The organism is Elioraea rosea (assembly GCF_007644105.1).
Taxonomy (GTDB): domain Bacteria; phylum Pseudomonadota; class Alphaproteobacteria; order Acetobacterales; family Acetobacteraceae; genus Elioraea_A; species Elioraea_A rosea.
In genome coordinates this window covers 101,445-114,859 of sequence record NZ_VFAC01000009.1, presented here as the reverse complement: position 1 = coordinate 114,859, position 13,415 = coordinate 101,445, and the positions used below count along the sequence as shown (strand labels likewise).

Here is a 13,415-nt window from a genome sequence, read left to right as displayed (position 1 = left end):
GGGGCGGGCGCGGTGCGCGTCGGCGGCGGGGCGGTGTAGGTCTGGCTGCCGCGGCTGCCGAAGCTGCCGCCCCGGCCACCGCGCGCCTCGGCGATGGCGGGCGCGACCGCCAGGAGCAGCGCGGCCAGGAGGCCGGAGAGAAGAGCAAGGCGTCGCATCGCGTTTCCTCGTCGAGATCCCGTCGGGATGATCATAGCGAGGAGATGGCCCTGCCGTCAGGCAGGTTCCATAGCGAGGCCGTCGGGATTTCGCTGCCCCACCGCTCCCACCGCTCCCACTGCTCCCGCAGTGCGCCGAAACACACTAGGGTCGGGCGATGCGCCTCCTCGCCGCCCTCCTCTTCTCCCTCGCGCTGGCTGGCCATGCCGCGGCCGCCGAACTGAAGCTCGCGACCTGGAACATCGCCTGGCTGACGACCAAACCCGAGGGCCACCCTGCCCTGCCCCGTTTCGTCCGCGGCCGAACGGAGGCGGATTTCGCCCGGCTTCGCCGCTACGCCGATGCGCTGGCGGCCGATGTCGTCGCCGTGCAGGAGGTCGACGGCCCGCTTGCGCTCGCCCGCGTATTCGATGCCGAGACCTACGCGTTCCACCTGACCAACGAGGCGGACGTGCAGCGCCCGGGCTTCGTCGTCCGCAAGGGAATCAGGTTCCGCGCCAACGCCGATCTCGTCGCGCTCGACCTCGCTCCCGAGGCGCGCAACTCCCTCCGCCGCGGCGCCGACATCACCGTCGAGCATGAAGGCCGCCCGCTGCGGCTCCTCTCCATCCACCTCAAGGCCGGCTGCGCGAGGGACCGGCTTGTCGAGCCGCAGCGGTTCGACTGCATGCAGCTCGCCCGCCAGGTGCCGGTGCTGGCGGGCTGGATCCGCGCCCGCGAGGTCGAGGGCGTGGCCTACGCAATCCTCGGCGACTTCAACCGAGAGCTCGACAGGCGGGACGATCTCTGGCGCGCGCTCTCCGACGCGGGGTCGCTCATGCACGCGAATGGGGGTCGATCATCCCCCTGCTGGGGCGGCGGGCGCGAGTTCATCGACCATATCCTGCTCGGCGGCCCGGCGCGGGCGATGCTCGCCGAGCGGAGCCTCGGCGTGCTCGTCTATCGCGAGACAGACCGCGACGCCCGCGAGCGGCTATCGGATCATTGCCCGATCCGCCTGACGCTGCGGCCGGCAGGCTGAGCCCGCCGGCCGCGCGGGGCGTTCAGATCGCGCTCGTCCAGGGCGCGGCGATCACGTCGTAGCCGTTGCCCTGCGGCCGAACGTAGCCGATCGAGGGGAACGGCCAGTGATAGCCAACGATGGGGGTGCGGTCGGCCGCGGCGCGGTCGAACAGCCGCCGGCGCGTCGCCTCTGCCTCGGCCGCGTCCATGTCGAACACGACGTGCCAGCCCGGGTTCCTTGCGTTGATCGTCGGGTGGTTGGTCACGTCACCGAGCACGATAAGCGTCGAGGAGCCGGAGCTGATCAGGTAGCTCGTGTGCCCCGGCGTGTGGCCGTGCGTCGGCACGCCGGCGATGCCCGGCGCGACCTCGGCGTTGGAGGCGACGCGGCGGATGCGGTCGGCTGCATACGGCCCGAACCGGCCCTTGACCATCGCGGCAGGCTGCTGCGGCGCACGCTCCCCCATCCAGAAGGCCCATTCCGTCTCGGGCACGATCAGCTCGGCATTCGGGAACCGCGCCTGGCCCTCGCGCGTCACGAGGCCGGAGACATGGTCGCCATGGAAATGGGTGAAGACGATCTTGTTCACCCGCGCCGGGTCGATGCCCGCGGCGGCCATGTTGTCCCACATCGTTCCGGCCGTCGGGGCGAGCAGCCCGCCGGTGCCGGTGTCGAACAGGATGAGTTCCGAGCCGGTGTTGACGAAGGTGATGTTGAAGGTGATGTCGAGGTGGCCCGTGGGCAGCATCTCGGCCTCGAGCGCACGGTTCACCGCCGCGGCGTCGGCGTTGCGCACGAAGCCCTCGGCCGGGTTCGGGCGACGGTTGAAGCCGTCATTGACCACCGTCACCTCGTAGGTGCCGACCTTCGAACGGTAGAAGCCAGGCGCCTGGCGGCTGCCCTGGGCCTGCGGTGCGGCCTGCTGCGCGGCGGCAGGCAGGGTCGCGAGCGCCGGCGCGGCGAGCGCTGCGGCGATGCTGGTGCGGCGTGTTACGGACATGTCGTCTCCCCTCTCCATCCATCAGGCACGTGCGCGAGATGGGATCTCGCTCCGGATGCACCACATGGGGAGGCGAGGATACGCCGCGCTCTCACGAACCCGTGAGCAACAGCGCGCACCACGCCGCATCGAGGGAGGGACCATGCCGAGAGACGGTGAGCCGAAGCGGGACGGCGGAGGCGGGGCACGCAACGTGCTCGGGCTGCCCCTTGTCGCCTGCTCGCACGACCCGCTCACAGGCTGGCTTCGGGACGGGTGCTGCAACACCGAGCCGAGGGATGTCGGGCTGCACACGGTCTGCGCGGTGATGACAGAGCGGTTCCTCGCCTTCTCGAAGGCGTCCGGCAACGACCTGTCGACGCCGCGCCCCGAATACGGGTTCCCCGGCCTCGTCGCGGGCGATCGCTGGTGCCTCTGCGCGGCGCGCTGGCAGGAGGCGCTGGAGGCAGGCGAGGCGCCGCGCGTGGTGCTCGCCGCCACGCATGAGGCGACACTCGCGGTCTGCACGCTCGAGGCCCTCAAGGCGCACGCGCACGACGTGGCCTGAGGCGGACCGCCCCGCGCACCGTGTGGCTTGCCGCGGGGCGACGGGGCGGGCGATGCTCGCACGAAACGAACCGTCGTCTCAGGGAACCGGGAATGGCCAGGACGCTCGACAAGCGCACGCGCAAGCTGCTCGACCGCTACCGCATCGAGGACGGCAGGAAGTTCCGCCTGAAGCAGATCGACCCGGCCGACACGGCCGGGATCAAGCTCGACAAGGACGACGCGAAGACGCTGCTCGGCACCGGAACCGAGTTCCTCGCCGCGCAGCAGGAGAAGCTCTACGCCGACGACCGGTACTCGATGCTGCTGATGTTCCAGGCGATGGACGCGGCCGGGAAGGACAGCACGATCAAGCACGTGATGTCGGGCGTGAACCCCCAGGGCTGCCAGGTGACGAGCTTCAAGCACCCCGGCCCGGAGGCGCTCGACCACGATTTCCTCTGGCGTCACCAGGACGCCCTACCCGAACGCGGGCGCATCGGTATCCACAACCGCTCCTGGTACGAGGAAGTTCTGGTGGTCCGCGTGCACCCGAAGATCCTCACCGCGCAGAAACTGCCGCAGGAACGGCTCGGCAAGCGCATCTGGGACCAGCGGCTGGCCGACATCGCGGCCTATGAGCGCTACCTCTTCAACCAGGGGATGGTGGTGCTGAAGTTCTTCCTGCACGTCTCGAAGGAGGAACAGCGCAAGCGCTTCCTCGAACGCATCGACGAACCGGAGAAGAACTGGAAGTTCTCGATGGGCGACGTCGCGGAGCGTGCGCACTGGAACGACTACCAGGCAGCCTACGAGCAGGCGATCCGCGCCACCGCCGCGCCGCATGCGCCCTGGTACGTTGTGCCGGCCGACAACAAGTGGTTCACGAGGCTCGTCGTCTGCGCCGCCGTGGCAGCCGCGCTCGATGACCTCGACCTGCGCTTCCCCGTGCTGAGCGAGGCGGCGAAGGCCGACCTCGAAACCGCGCGGCGGCTGCTCCTGTCCGAGGAGTGAGGCGCGGGGCCGCGAGGCGGTGCCTTGCGGAAGACGCCGGCTGCACCCACGATCCCTGCCGCGAACGAGGTCGCAATACCGAGAAGGGGTAATCACCGGATGATCGGGTTCCTGATCGTCGGCCTGCTGGCCGGCTGGCTTGCCGGTTGGCTGATGAAGGGCGAGGGGTTCGGCCTGCTCGGCAACCTCGTGCTTGGCGTCGTTGGCGCCTTCGTCGGCGGCTTCACGCTCCGCATCGTTGGGTTCGCCGCCGTTGGCTTCATCGGCGAGATCATCACCGCGACGCTCGGGGCGGTGATCCTCATCTATCTCGGCCGCGTGCTCCGCAAGTCCTGAGCGCGTGCCGATCCGCAGTGCCGCCGTCGTCGGCGCGGGGCTGGCCGGCCTCGCCTGCGCCCGCGCGCTCGCCGAGGCGGGCGTTGCCGTGCGCGTGTTCGACAAGGGGCGCTCGCCCGGCGGGCGGCTCGCGACGCGCCGGGTGGAAGCGGAAGGGAGGCGCCTCGGCTTCGATCACGGCGCGCAATACCTGACGGCGCGTGGCGACGGCTTCGGCGCTGTGCTCGCCGCGCATGCCGTGCAATGGCCGGAGGTGGCAGACCGGGAGGGGGCGCATGTCGGCGCGCCGGGGATGTCGGCGCTGCCTCGGGCGCTCGCTGCCGGGCTCGATGTCGCGGCCTCGAGAAGCGTCATCGGTCTCTCGCGCGACAACGATGGCTGGCACGTCGCCCACCACGCGGGCGATCTCGCGCGCGCCCCGGCACCAGAGAGCCCGCCCGAGCGCGCGGGGCCGTTCGATGCCATCGCCGTCGCGGTGCCGCATCCTCAGGCCGTGCCGCTCCTTCCAGCCGAGCTCTCCGCCAGGCTCGCTTCGGTCCGCGTCGCGCCGTGCTGGGCACTTCTCGCGGCCTTCGCCGAGCGGCTCGCGGCACCGGACACGCTTCGCCCCGCCTCGGGCGCGATTGCCTGGGCTGCCCGCGATTCGGCCAAGCCCGGCCGCTCGGCCGAAGCGGAATGCTGGGTGGTCCATGCCGGGCCCGACTGGTCGCGCGCCCACCTCGAGCGGAAGCCGGACGAGGTCGCATCGCTCCTGCTCGCCGAACTCGGCGCGCTCACCGGGCCACTTCCGGCGGTGCTGCACGGGGCGGCCCATCGATGGCGCTACGCGCTCGTGGAAGCGCCTCTCGGCGCTCCCTGCCTCGCGGACGCGGCCGCCGGCATCGGCGCGTGCGGCGACTGGTGCCTCGGCAGCCGGGCCGAACACGCCTGGGACAGCGGCACGGCACTGGCCAAGGCACTGCTCGGAAGCTGAGCCGAGCCGAGCACTCTTGGCCGCATTCGCATTCCGCATTATGTGCCGGTGTCGAAGCGGGGCCGCGAATGGCCGCCGCAGGGAGGTTTGTCCGAATGAGCATCTCTCGTCGTACGCTGCTTGCCGGCGTCGGTGCCGCATCCTCGCTGCCGATTGCCGGGGCCCGTGCCCAGGGCGCCTGGCCCGACCGCCCGGTGCGCCTCATCGTCGGCTGGCCGCCCGGCGGCTCGACCGACGGCATCGCGCGGATCATCCAGCAGAAGCTGAACGACGCGCTCGGCCGCCCGCTCGTCATCGAGAACCGGGGCGGCGCCTCCGGCTCGATCGGCGCCGGCGAGGTCGCCCGCGCCCCGGCCGATGGCTACACGTGGCTCCTGGCCTTCGACACGCACGCGGTGAACCCCGCGCTGATGCGCCTGCCCTATGACGGGATCAAGGATTTCGCACCCGTCACCCTCGTCGCGCGTGGGCCGATGGCGCTCGTCGTCCACCCCTCCACGCCGTGGCAGACGATCCAGGATTATGTCGCGGCCGCGAAGAAGGACCCCGAAAGCATCAACTACGCGACCTCGGGCGCTGGCACGCTCGCGCATCTCGCGATGACGCAGCTCGCCGACGCCGCGGGCTTCAAGGTGACGCACGTGCCGTATCGCGGCGGCGGACCGGCGATGCAGGACGCGCTCGCCGGCCACGTGCCCTCTTACATGACCAACCTCTTCCTGCCGATGCCGCACATCCGGGCGGGTCGGATGCGCATCCTCGCCGTGACGAGCAAGGAGCGCTGGCGCGACCTGCCAGACGTGCCGACGCTGTCGGAGACGGTCGCGCCGGGCTTCGAGGCCTATACCTGGTGGGCGGTATTCGGGCCGAAGGGCACGCCGGAGCCGATCGTGAAGGCTATGCACGAGAAGGTCACGACCGTCCTGCGCGATCCGGAGATCACCCGGCGCATCGGCGAACAGGCGGCAGACGTGGTGGCCGGTTCGCCGCAGGAGCTTCAGCAGTTCGTCGATGCCGAAGCCGAGCGCTGGGCGGCGATCGTGAAGAAGTACGACATCCGCGCCGAAGGCTGACGCCGCGGCAGATCCGGGAGGGCGCGTCCGCCAGAGCACGCCCCGATCTGATGGAACCATCAGATCGGGCGCTGCTCCAGGCCGCGGCGCGCCCTTCGCTTTTTCAGCGCCGCGCCGCGAGAAGCGGGCCGAGCACGTCCGTCACCCCGGCGATCGTGATCTGCACGCCGACGGCGAGAAGAAGGAAGGCAGAGAGACGCGTCAGCGTTCGGCTGCCCGAGCGGCCGAGCATGCCCGCGATCCGCCCCGCATAGAGGTAGCCGAGCCAGATCGAGGCGGCCATCGCGAGCGTCGCGGCCGTCGCGCCGAGAACGTAGGCCGTCAGCGCGTCCGCCCCGGCGGGTCGGGAGGAGCCGAGCGCGATGGCGACCGCGATCGTTCCCGGCCCGGTGGTGAAGGGAAGGGTCAGCGGGAAGAAGGCCACGTCCTCCCCCTCCGCGGCCGGGGCCGCCTCGCCCCGCTTGCGCTCCTCCCGCGCCTCCGGGGCCGAGAGGATCGACCAGGCCCAGAGCGACACGACGAGCCCGCCGGCGATCCTGAGCGCGGCGATCGAGATGCCGAATAGGTTCAGCACCAGCGAGCCGCCCCACATCGCGACCAGCATGACGATGAGGCTGTACAGCGCCACGGTTCGGGCGAGCCGCGCCTGCTCGGCGACGGGGCGCCATTTCGTCGCCTCGTGGAACAGGAAGGCGCCCGCCACGGGGTTGACGATGCTGAACAGCGCCGGAAACACGAGGAGGAAGGTTGAGAAGGCATCGTACGGGAGCATGCGGCGGAGAGCATGGCATGAGGCCGGCCTGAGCCGCATCCACGCCGCAGCGTGAAAATGCATGCGTGCATGGGGGTCTCTCAACCATGCGTTAAGGTTTCCCTGAAAAGCTCCTTAAGCGCCCAATGCGGATGCGTGGTCCTGGCCAAAACAATCCTGGGCAGAAGCGTGTCGGTATATGCTACCTAAGGTAGCGGGCACCTGGTGAGGCAGGTAGCTGGAGGGGTAGATGCGTATCCTGCTCGTTGAAGACGAACTGGTTGTTGCACGCTCGGTTGCCGCGCTTCTCAGCGGGCATCGGATCACGACCGACATCGCCGGAAGCGGCGAGGATGGCCTCGACCATCTCCGCACCTATACCTATGACGCGGTGGTGCTCGACCGGATGCTGCCGGACATGGACGGGCTCGAATTCGTCCGCCGCGTCCGCACCGCCCGGATCACCACGCCCATCCTGATGCTCTCGGGCCATGGCGACACCGCAACCCGCGTGAAGGGCATCACCCTCGGCGCGGACGACTTCCTGACCAAACCCTTCGAGCCGCAGGAACTGGTGGCACGCCTGCTTGCCATCGTCCGCCGCGCCTCGGGTTTCGCCGACCAGACGCTCCGCGCCGGGCCGGTCGAGATGGACCTCAAGTCCCACGACTGCAAGGTGAACGGCCGCCACGTGCACCTGACCGGCAAGGAGCAGGCGATCCTCCAGCTCATGATGACCCGCAAGGGCATGGTGCTGTCGAAGGAGGCGATCCTGACGCATCTGTACGGCGGCATGGACGAGCCCGAGATCAAGATCGTCGACGTGTTCGTCTGCAAGCTCCGGAAGAAGCTCGCCACGGCCGGCAGCCCGAACCTGATCGGGACGGTATGGGGCCGCGGCTACATCCTGCGCGAGCCGGGGAGCAGCGACGCCCGCCTCGCCATGGCCTGAGCCAGGCGCCGAGCTGTGAAGCAGGGGCGGCCTCGTGCCGCCCCTTTCTCATTCACGGCCAGAGCTTCACCACCGTGGCCGAGCCGGTGCCCCAGACATTGGCGTAGAAATCCCACTTCCCCCCGGACTTGACGCCCCACACCCCGGCCATGCCGACATAGCCATGGTCGCCGGGCGCGAACACCGTCCGGTTCGCCGGGTCGCCGATGCCGATCGCCTCGAGCGCCTGGGCCATCCGCACGTAGATGCCGCGATAGGCCGCGCCCATCACCGCCGTGTCGAACGTCACCGGAATGCTGTCGGACTTGGTGTTGCAGTGCACGACGGTCGGGTTGCAGCGGCCACCGGAGATGATGATCCCGCAGGCGTTCAGCCGGTAGGTGAAGAACAGGTCGTGCTTCTGCTGCACCTCGCAGACGCACATCGTGTTCGATGCCCAGGGGAGGAGGTAGGCGTTGCCGCCCATGCCCTTGGCGCAGGTCACGTCCACCTGCTGGCCAGATTCGCCCGTCACCGCCGCGGTTCCCTCCGGCCCCTTGCCGTAGTCGACGATCGCGTAGGTGTCCGTGCAGATCGTCAACTGTTGGTTGAACGGCGCGTTGTTCGCATTGAAGCCCGCAACGGTGATCGCGAGCTTCTTGGTCAGTGCGGCGGGGGTTGAGGCGAACTTGTCGAGGCTCCAGGCCATCGCGCGGACTCCACCATAGGTTGTGGATGCACTGTGCCCGGAATGATCCGGCCTGACTATCGCTTCCGGGGCTATGGCCTGCCCGAGCGGTGATAGGGGTGGCCACGCAGGATGCTGTCGGCGCGGAAGATCTGCTCCGCGAGCATCGCCCGGGCGAGAAGATGCGGCCAGGTCGCCGGGCCGAGGCTCATCACATGCGTGGCCTGCTCGAGCACCGGACGGTCATGCCCCTCCGCCCCGCCGATCGCGAAAGCTACCGCCTGGCCGGCCTCGCGCCACCGTCCGAGCCTGGCGGCGAAGCCTTCCGTCGCCTCCGCCACGCCGCCCTGGTCGAGCACCACGAGCGCCGCGCCGGCGGGGAGGGCGGCGAGGATGGCGGCCCCTTCGCGCCGCTTTATCTCCGCCGGGCTGCCCTTGCCGTCGGCGAGCTCGACCAGCCCGAGTGCGGGGCGCAGTCGCGCGGCGTAGCGGGCGAACAGCATCGCCTCCGGTGCGGAGGCCGGGGCGCGGCCGACGGCGATGACGACGAGCCGCGCCACTGCGTCAGCCGAGAACCGGGCCGCCGCGCGGAAGCGGCGTCTTCACGTAGCCGTCGTAGAAGGCGCGGACATGCGGCATCAGCGCTTCGCCGAGCGCCCAGCGGTCCTTCTCGGCCTGGGTGAGCTTCCGGCCGAACCATTGCGCGAGCGACTCGAGGATCGCGTCACGGTCGACGCGCGTGAAGCGACCGTTCTCGTACACGACCTCGCCCGCGACCATGACGGTCTTCACCGCGGCTGCCTTGGCGCGCTGCACCAGCACGTCGAGCATCGGGATGGCCGGGTTCTGCCAGGGACGCGTGACCTCGTCCCAGTCGAAGAGCACGCAATCGGCCCAGGCGCCGGGCGACAGGCGGCCGATCGTGTCGCCGAACGGCGTCGTCGCCGCCCCGCCCTCCGTTGCCATGCGCAGCACCTCCGAGGGCGTCGGGCACGGCGCGTCGATGCCCGGCTCGCGATGCGTGCGCAGCACGAGCCGCATCTCCGAGAGCATGTCCCGGTCATCGTTGATGCCGGCCTCGTCCATGCCGAGGGCGATGCCGACGCCGGCGCGCATCAGCCGGTTTACCGGCGCGATCCCCGACTTCAGCCGGAAGTTGCTCGAGCAGTTGTGGCAGACGCGCGTTCCGGTATGGGCGCAGAGCTCGATGTCGCTCTCGCTCAGCCAGACGCCATGGCCGATCGTCAGGCGCGGGCCGGCGAGGCCGAGGCGATGGATGTGGGCGAGCGCGCTCCCGCCGGTGCGCCGCCGCGCGTACTCGTTCTGATAGGCGGTCTCCACGAGATGCATGTGCATCGGCATCGCGTACTTCTCGGAGAGCGCGCGCGTCGTCTCGAGCGCCTGGTCCGACAGCCAGTGCAGGTTGGCGGGGCCGAGCTGGAGCCTGATCAGCGGATCGTCCCCAATCGCCGCGCGCAGGCCCTCGAACACGTCCACCTGGTCGGCAAGCGGCAGGGTGAAGCGTCGGAAATAGGCCGCCATCGCGGGCTGGAGCTCCGGCGGGAGCGAGGCGGTGAACTCGGCGTCGGCGGCATAGACCAAACGGTTCTGATCACGCAGCGCCGTCGAGTACGAGGCGCGCATGCCGATCTCGCGATAGGCATCCGTCACCGTCACGCCTGCGGCGACGACCTCGTCCACACCGCCAGGCACGCGCGGGTGAAGGTGCTGCACGGTCGTGACGCCGGAGGCGAGCATCTCGAGCGCGGAGAACAGCGTGTCGAGCCGGAGGTCGATGTCGCGGAAGCCGAGGCGCGAGGCGAACCAGAGCTCGAGCGGATGATCGGGCGAGCCGAGCTGCAACGGCGTCGTGCCGACATGGTGGTGCGCGTTGACGAGGCCCGGGATCGCGACCATGCCTGGCCCGCCAAGCACGGCCGCATCGGCGTGCGCGGCGCGCAGCGTTTCCCATGCACCGATCGCGGCGACCCTGCCGTCGGCGATCGCGAACGCCGCGTCGCGGTGCAGGATCGGCGCGCCGCCGGGTTCGAAGCCTTCGAGCATGGCATCGGCGCGCACGAGGGTTGTCACGGTCGGGATGGCGGCCTCCCCTGGCAGGAGGCAGAACTGTCGCGCGGGCGGAATGCGCCGTCGAGTGGCGGGGCGCGAGTGAAGAGGCGAGGCCGATGGAGGAGACGATCTACACGCTTGTGCGCGAGGGGGACTGGCGCGAGGCCGAGCGCCTAGGCCGGTATGAAGGCAGCGCCGATGACCGGCGCGACGGGTTCCTGCATTTCTCGACCGCCGCGCAGGTGCGCGCGAGCGCGGCGAAGCACCGCTCCGGCGTGGCCGACCTTCTGCTGGTCGCGGCGGATGTGCGCGCGCTCGGCGAGGCCCTGAAGTTTGAGCCGGCCTCGGGCGGGAAGCGCCCGGGCCTCTTTCCGCATCTGTACGGAGCCCTGCCTCTCTCCGCCGTGCGCTCCGTCACGCCGCTGCCGCTCGGCGCGGATGGGGTGCACGTCTTTCCGGCCGGCATTCCCTGACGGCGGGAGCTACTCGCCCTTCTTGTCGTCCGCCGTCTTGTCCTCGCCGGGCACCTCCGTCGCGTGCCCGAGCGTCTCGCGCACGTAGAGCTTCTTGACGAGGACGAACACGACGACGGTGATCGGCGCGGCGAGGATCACGCCGGGCAGCCCGAACAGGAGCCCGACCGCCACGACGGCGAACAGCACGAGCGCGGGCGGAAGCGACACGAGGCGACGCTGCACCACCGGCGCGATCATGTTCGATTCGAGCTGTTGGATGACGAGGAACAGCCCCGCCGTCCACAGAAGCGTCGCACCGCCCTCGGCCAGGGCAAGCATAAGCGCAGGCACAGCGCCTGCGACCGCGCCGATCAGCGGAACGAAGCCGGCGAGGCCGGCGAAGAGGGCGAGCGCGACCGGCGAGGGCAGGCCGATCACCCAGGTACCGACCCCGGCGAGGACACCGGTCAGCGCCATCGAGATGAGCTGCGCGCCGAGCCAGAGCCGGAGTGCCTCGCCCGAGGCGGCCATCGCCTCCTCCGCCCGCTCGCGCTGCGACCGGGGCAGGAGCTTGGCGGCACCGCGACGATAGAGGCGCGGGTCAGCGGCCAGGAAGTAGCCGCCGATCACCGCGACGACGACCGCTGTCAGCGCGTTCGCCACCCCCGTGCCGATCGACGCGGCATAGCCGACGATGCTTCCGAGCATGGAGCCGTCGAGCCCCTGCCCTGCGGCACCCCCGCCGTCCCGGCCCGGTATCGGAATGTCCAGCCCGAGGCGATCGGACGCCTCGCCCACCGCATCGGGAAGCTCCTCGGCCAGGTCGCGCACCTGCGCGAGGACCTCGGCGCCGACGAGAAACCCGACCAGCGCAAGCAGTGCGATCAGGCCGAGGCCGACGGCGGCAAGCGACCAGGTCCGCGACAGACCCGAGAGCCGCTCGAGCGGGCGCGCCAGGGCAAGCAGCCCAACCGCCACGACGATGCCGCCGAACATCAGCAGAAGCGCATCGCGGATCTGCCAGGCGATGAGGGTGACGAGGACGACGCCGAGCGTGATCAGCACGCGGCGTAGGAAGCCGACCTCATCGTCGCCTGTGCGTGCCGCGCCCGCATCGGGGGCGCCACCGGACATGTTCCCAGTGGACATGTTCATTCCTCGCCCCTCCTCGGTGCGCATCCCTAACGCGCAAGCGGGCTCAAGGTTGCCGCGCGTCAGCAACGGCGACCGCTGGGCGCGGCAGGCAGCGCATTCTGCCGGGCGCGGGTACCGACACCCTGGTCGGAACGACCTGCACGGAAGGATCGCCCCGTAGCGACGATCAGCGGCCGCGTAGCCGGGCAGTCAAGCGGCCATGCCGGACTGTGAGGCAGGGCACAGCGCCTCCTCCGTTCGGATGATGAAATGATGCCACGGCAACGCAATCATTCGGGCATCGCACCGGTCCGGCGGTGTCCGCCTGCACGACGGAGGGGACCTCATGCTTCGCACGGCAATGCTTGGGCTCGTAGCATCGGCGACGCTCACGACCGCGTCGCCAGCGACGGAGTACACGCTGTTCTCCAATCTCTGCCTGCCGGCCGCGTCCGGCGTCACGGCGCAAGCCTGTGCATCGAGCGCGCTCCTCAACCTGCCGCAGGGGTGGCTCGCGGGAGACGGCGCGGTCGCGCTGCTGACGACGGTGCCGCTGCGGGACGCGCCGCGCGACCGCATCGTTGCCGCCCTGCTCAGCTACGGGCTTGCCGTACTCGAGCTCGTTCCCGCAGTGCTCGCGGAGGACGGTGGAGAGCCGGAGGCGATGGCGGAGCCTGACCTCGCTGCCGGCATGCTGCGCGCCCTGGTGGCGCTGAAGCGCGTCGCGGGCGCAGGCATCGTCGTCGGGATCGGGTTCGGTCCGGGCGCGCCGGCCGCCGTCGCCGCGCTCTCTGAGGATCTGGCGCGTCGAGAGCTCGGCGCGGCGGGCGAGCGCTTCTCCGCCGGCCTGGGCTTCGGCGAGGGGCCTCCCGCGATCGTGCGCAATGGCGCGACGTCTCCGCAGCTTCGGCTGGCGAGCGTCTGCGAGGCGCTCGGGGCGGCCGGGTACGTTGCCTGGGCCGAAGCGTGCTACCCCGCGCTGATCGACCGTCCCCGCCCGGCTGCGCCGATGACCGCGCGGCTCTCGCGCTAGCCGGGGGCGTGACATGTTCCTCTTCCTGCCGACGGAACCGTTCCGCCGCTGGCTTGCGGGCCAGGCTTTCGAGGACGCGGCCGCGCTGACGGCGGCCGGCATCGCGCTCGGCGCGTGGCTGCTCCTCTGAGCCGCGCAAAGCCCCCGCCGCGCTTGACTTTCCGCGGCCAAGGGCGTTCTTGACGGCGAACGAACGTGCGCGGGGCTGCCCGCGGCGTTCTTTTGCGTGGCGGCAGCCACGCCACGGGCCGCGAACCGGCCCGCGTGCAA

The 13,415-nt window shown here is 70.5% G+C and carries 15 protein-coding genes; 9 read left to right on the top strand and 6 right to left on the bottom strand.

Going from position 1 to position 13,415, the window contains the following annotated elements; genetic code table 11:
• The first annotated feature begins 316 nt into the window (after positions 1-316).
• Complete coding sequence (locus FIF60_RS08655) at positions 317-1,180, top strand: endonuclease/exonuclease/phosphatase family protein (RefSeq protein ID WP_144185660.1); 864 nt, start codon at positions 317-319, stop codon at positions 1,178-1,180.
• A gap of 22 nt (positions 1,181-1,202) precedes the next feature.
• Here FIF60_RS08655 and FIF60_RS08650 read toward each other — a convergent pair whose 3' ends face one another.
• The gene (locus FIF60_RS08650) at positions 1,203-2,162 is read right to left on the bottom strand and encodes an MBL fold metallo-hydrolase (protein WP_144185659.1); all 960 of its coding nucleotides are present in this window, start codon (positions 2,160-2,162) and stop codon (positions 1,203-1,205) included.
• Between the two features lie 142 nt (positions 2,163-2,304).
• Here FIF60_RS08650 and FIF60_RS08645 point away from each other — a divergent pair, with 142 nt between their 5' ends.
• From FIF60_RS08645 to FIF60_RS08625, 5 genes are all read left to right on the top strand, one after another.
• The gene (locus FIF60_RS08645; protein ID WP_144185658.1) at positions 2,305-2,709 is read left to right on the top strand and encodes a DUF2237 family protein; all 405 of its coding nucleotides are present in this window, start codon (positions 2,305-2,307) and stop codon (positions 2,707-2,709) included.
• Between the two features lie 92 nt (positions 2,710-2,801).
• A complete protein-coding gene (locus FIF60_RS08640; RefSeq protein WP_144185657.1) occupies positions 2,802-3,701 on the top strand; it encodes a PPK2 family polyphosphate kinase in 900 nt (299 codons plus the stop codon).
• Positions 3,702-3,800: 99 nt separating this feature from the next.
• Entirely contained in the window at positions 3,801-4,037 is a 237-nt protein-coding gene (locus tag FIF60_RS08635; RefSeq protein ID WP_144185656.1) for a GlsB/YeaQ/YmgE family stress response membrane protein, read from the top strand.
• Positions 4,038-4,041: 4 nt separating this feature from the next.
• Positions 4,042-5,010: an NAD(P)/FAD-dependent oxidoreductase gene (locus tag FIF60_RS08630; protein ID WP_204251139.1), complete on the top strand. Its 969-nt coding sequence runs from the start codon at positions 4,042-4,044 to the stop codon at positions 5,008-5,010.
• A 95-nt stretch (positions 5,011-5,105) separates the two neighbouring features.
• Positions 5,106-6,083, top strand: coding sequence for a Bug family tripartite tricarboxylate transporter substrate binding protein (locus tag FIF60_RS08625; protein WP_144185655.1), 978 nt, complete (start codon positions 5,106-5,108; stop codon positions 6,081-6,083).
• A gap of 103 nt (positions 6,084-6,186) precedes the next feature.
• Here FIF60_RS08625 and FIF60_RS08620 read toward each other — a convergent pair whose 3' ends face one another.
• On the bottom strand, positions 6,187-6,855 hold the full coding sequence (locus FIF60_RS08620; RefSeq protein WP_144185654.1) for a MarC family protein: 669 nt from the start codon (positions 6,853-6,855) through the stop codon (positions 6,187-6,189).
• 229 nt (positions 6,856-7,084) lie between these two features.
• On the opposite strand from FIF60_RS08620, the gene FIF60_RS08615 reads away from it, so the two are divergent.
• On the top strand, positions 7,085-7,786 hold the full coding sequence (locus FIF60_RS08615) for a response regulator transcription factor (protein ID WP_144185653.1): 702 nt from the start codon (positions 7,085-7,087) through the stop codon (positions 7,784-7,786).
• A 52-nt stretch (positions 7,787-7,838) separates the two neighbouring features.
• Here the strand turns inward: FIF60_RS08615 and FIF60_RS08610 are convergent, their stop codons facing one another.
• The 3 genes from FIF60_RS08610 to FIF60_RS08600 all read right to left on the bottom strand — a co-directional run bounded on the left by FIF60_RS08610 (position 7,839) and on the right by FIF60_RS08600 (position 10,544).
• Positions 7,839-8,474, bottom strand: coding sequence for a hypothetical protein (locus FIF60_RS08610; RefSeq protein ID WP_144185652.1), 636 nt, complete (start codon positions 8,472-8,474; stop codon positions 7,839-7,841).
• Between the two features lie 71 nt (positions 8,475-8,545).
• Positions 8,546-9,013, bottom strand: a complete 468-nt coding sequence (locus FIF60_RS08605) for a 23S rRNA (pseudouridine(1915)-N(3))-methyltransferase RlmH (protein ID WP_144185651.1) — start codon at positions 9,011-9,013, stop codon at positions 8,546-8,548.
• A gap of 4 nt (positions 9,014-9,017) precedes the next feature.
• Entirely contained in the window at positions 9,018-10,544 is a 1,527-nt protein-coding gene (locus FIF60_RS08600; RefSeq protein ID WP_204251138.1) for an amidohydrolase family protein, read from the bottom strand.
• Between the two features lie 95 nt (positions 10,545-10,639).
• On the opposite strand from FIF60_RS08600, the gene FIF60_RS08595 reads away from it, so the two are divergent.
• Complete coding sequence (locus FIF60_RS08595; RefSeq protein ID WP_144185650.1) at positions 10,640-10,996, top strand: DUF952 domain-containing protein; 357 nt, start codon at positions 10,640-10,642, stop codon at positions 10,994-10,996.
• 9 nt (positions 10,997-11,005) lie between these two features.
• Here the strand turns inward: FIF60_RS08595 and FIF60_RS08590 are convergent, their stop codons facing one another.
• Positions 11,006-12,127, bottom strand: coding sequence for an AI-2E family transporter (locus tag FIF60_RS08590; protein ID WP_158639123.1), 1,122 nt, complete (start codon positions 12,125-12,127; stop codon positions 11,006-11,008).
• Between the two features lie 331 nt (positions 12,128-12,458).
• On the opposite strand from FIF60_RS08590, the gene FIF60_RS08585 reads away from it, so the two are divergent.
• Positions 12,459-13,145, top strand: coding sequence for a hypothetical protein (locus tag FIF60_RS08585; protein WP_144185648.1), 687 nt, complete (start codon positions 12,459-12,461; stop codon positions 13,143-13,145).
• The last annotated feature ends 270 nt before the right edge of the window (positions 13,146-13,415 follow it).

What these genes read in the sequence shown, in the direction of transcription:
- FIF60_RS08640 (WP_144185657.1), top strand. Translation starts at nt 2,802, where the DNA reads ATGGCCAGGACGCTCGACAAGCGCACGCGCAAGCTGCTCGACCGCTAC.
- FIF60_RS08655 (WP_144185660.1), top strand. Translation starts at nt 317, where the DNA reads ATGCGCCTCCTCGCCGCCCTCCTCTTCTCCCTCGCGCTGGCTGGCCAT.
- FIF60_RS08650 (WP_144185659.1), bottom strand. Translation starts at nt 2,162, where the DNA reads ATGTCCGTAACACGCCGCACCAGCATCGCCGCAGCGCTCGCCGCGCCG.
- FIF60_RS08610 (WP_144185652.1), bottom strand. Translation starts at nt 8,474, where the DNA reads ATGGCCTGGAGCCTCGACAAGTTCGCCTCAACCCCCGCCGCACTGACC.
- FIF60_RS08615 (WP_144185653.1), top strand. Translation starts at nt 7,085, where the DNA reads ATGCGTATCCTGCTCGTTGAAGACGAACTGGTTGTTGCACGCTCGGTT.
- FIF60_RS08645 (WP_144185658.1), top strand. Translation starts at nt 2,305, where the DNA reads ATGCCGAGAGACGGTGAGCCGAAGCGGGACGGCGGAGGCGGGGCACGC.
- FIF60_RS08635 (WP_144185656.1), top strand. Translation starts at nt 3,801, where the DNA reads ATGATCGGGTTCCTGATCGTCGGCCTGCTGGCCGGCTGGCTTGCCGGT.
- FIF60_RS08595 (WP_144185650.1), top strand. Translation starts at nt 10,640, where the DNA reads ATGGAGGAGACGATCTACACGCTTGTGCGCGAGGGGGACTGGCGCGAG.
- FIF60_RS08620 (WP_144185654.1), bottom strand. Translation starts at nt 6,855, where the DNA reads ATGCTCCCGTACGATGCCTTCTCAACCTTCCTCCTCGTGTTTCCGGCG.
- FIF60_RS08590 (WP_158639123.1), bottom strand. Translation starts at nt 12,127, where the DNA reads ATGTCCACTGGGAACATGTCCGGTGGCGCCCCCGATGCGGGCGCGGCA.
- FIF60_RS08585 (WP_144185648.1), top strand. Translation starts at nt 12,459, where the DNA reads ATGCTTCGCACGGCAATGCTTGGGCTCGTAGCATCGGCGACGCTCACG.
- FIF60_RS08625 (WP_144185655.1), top strand. Translation starts at nt 5,106, where the DNA reads ATGAGCATCTCTCGTCGTACGCTGCTTGCCGGCGTCGGTGCCGCATCC.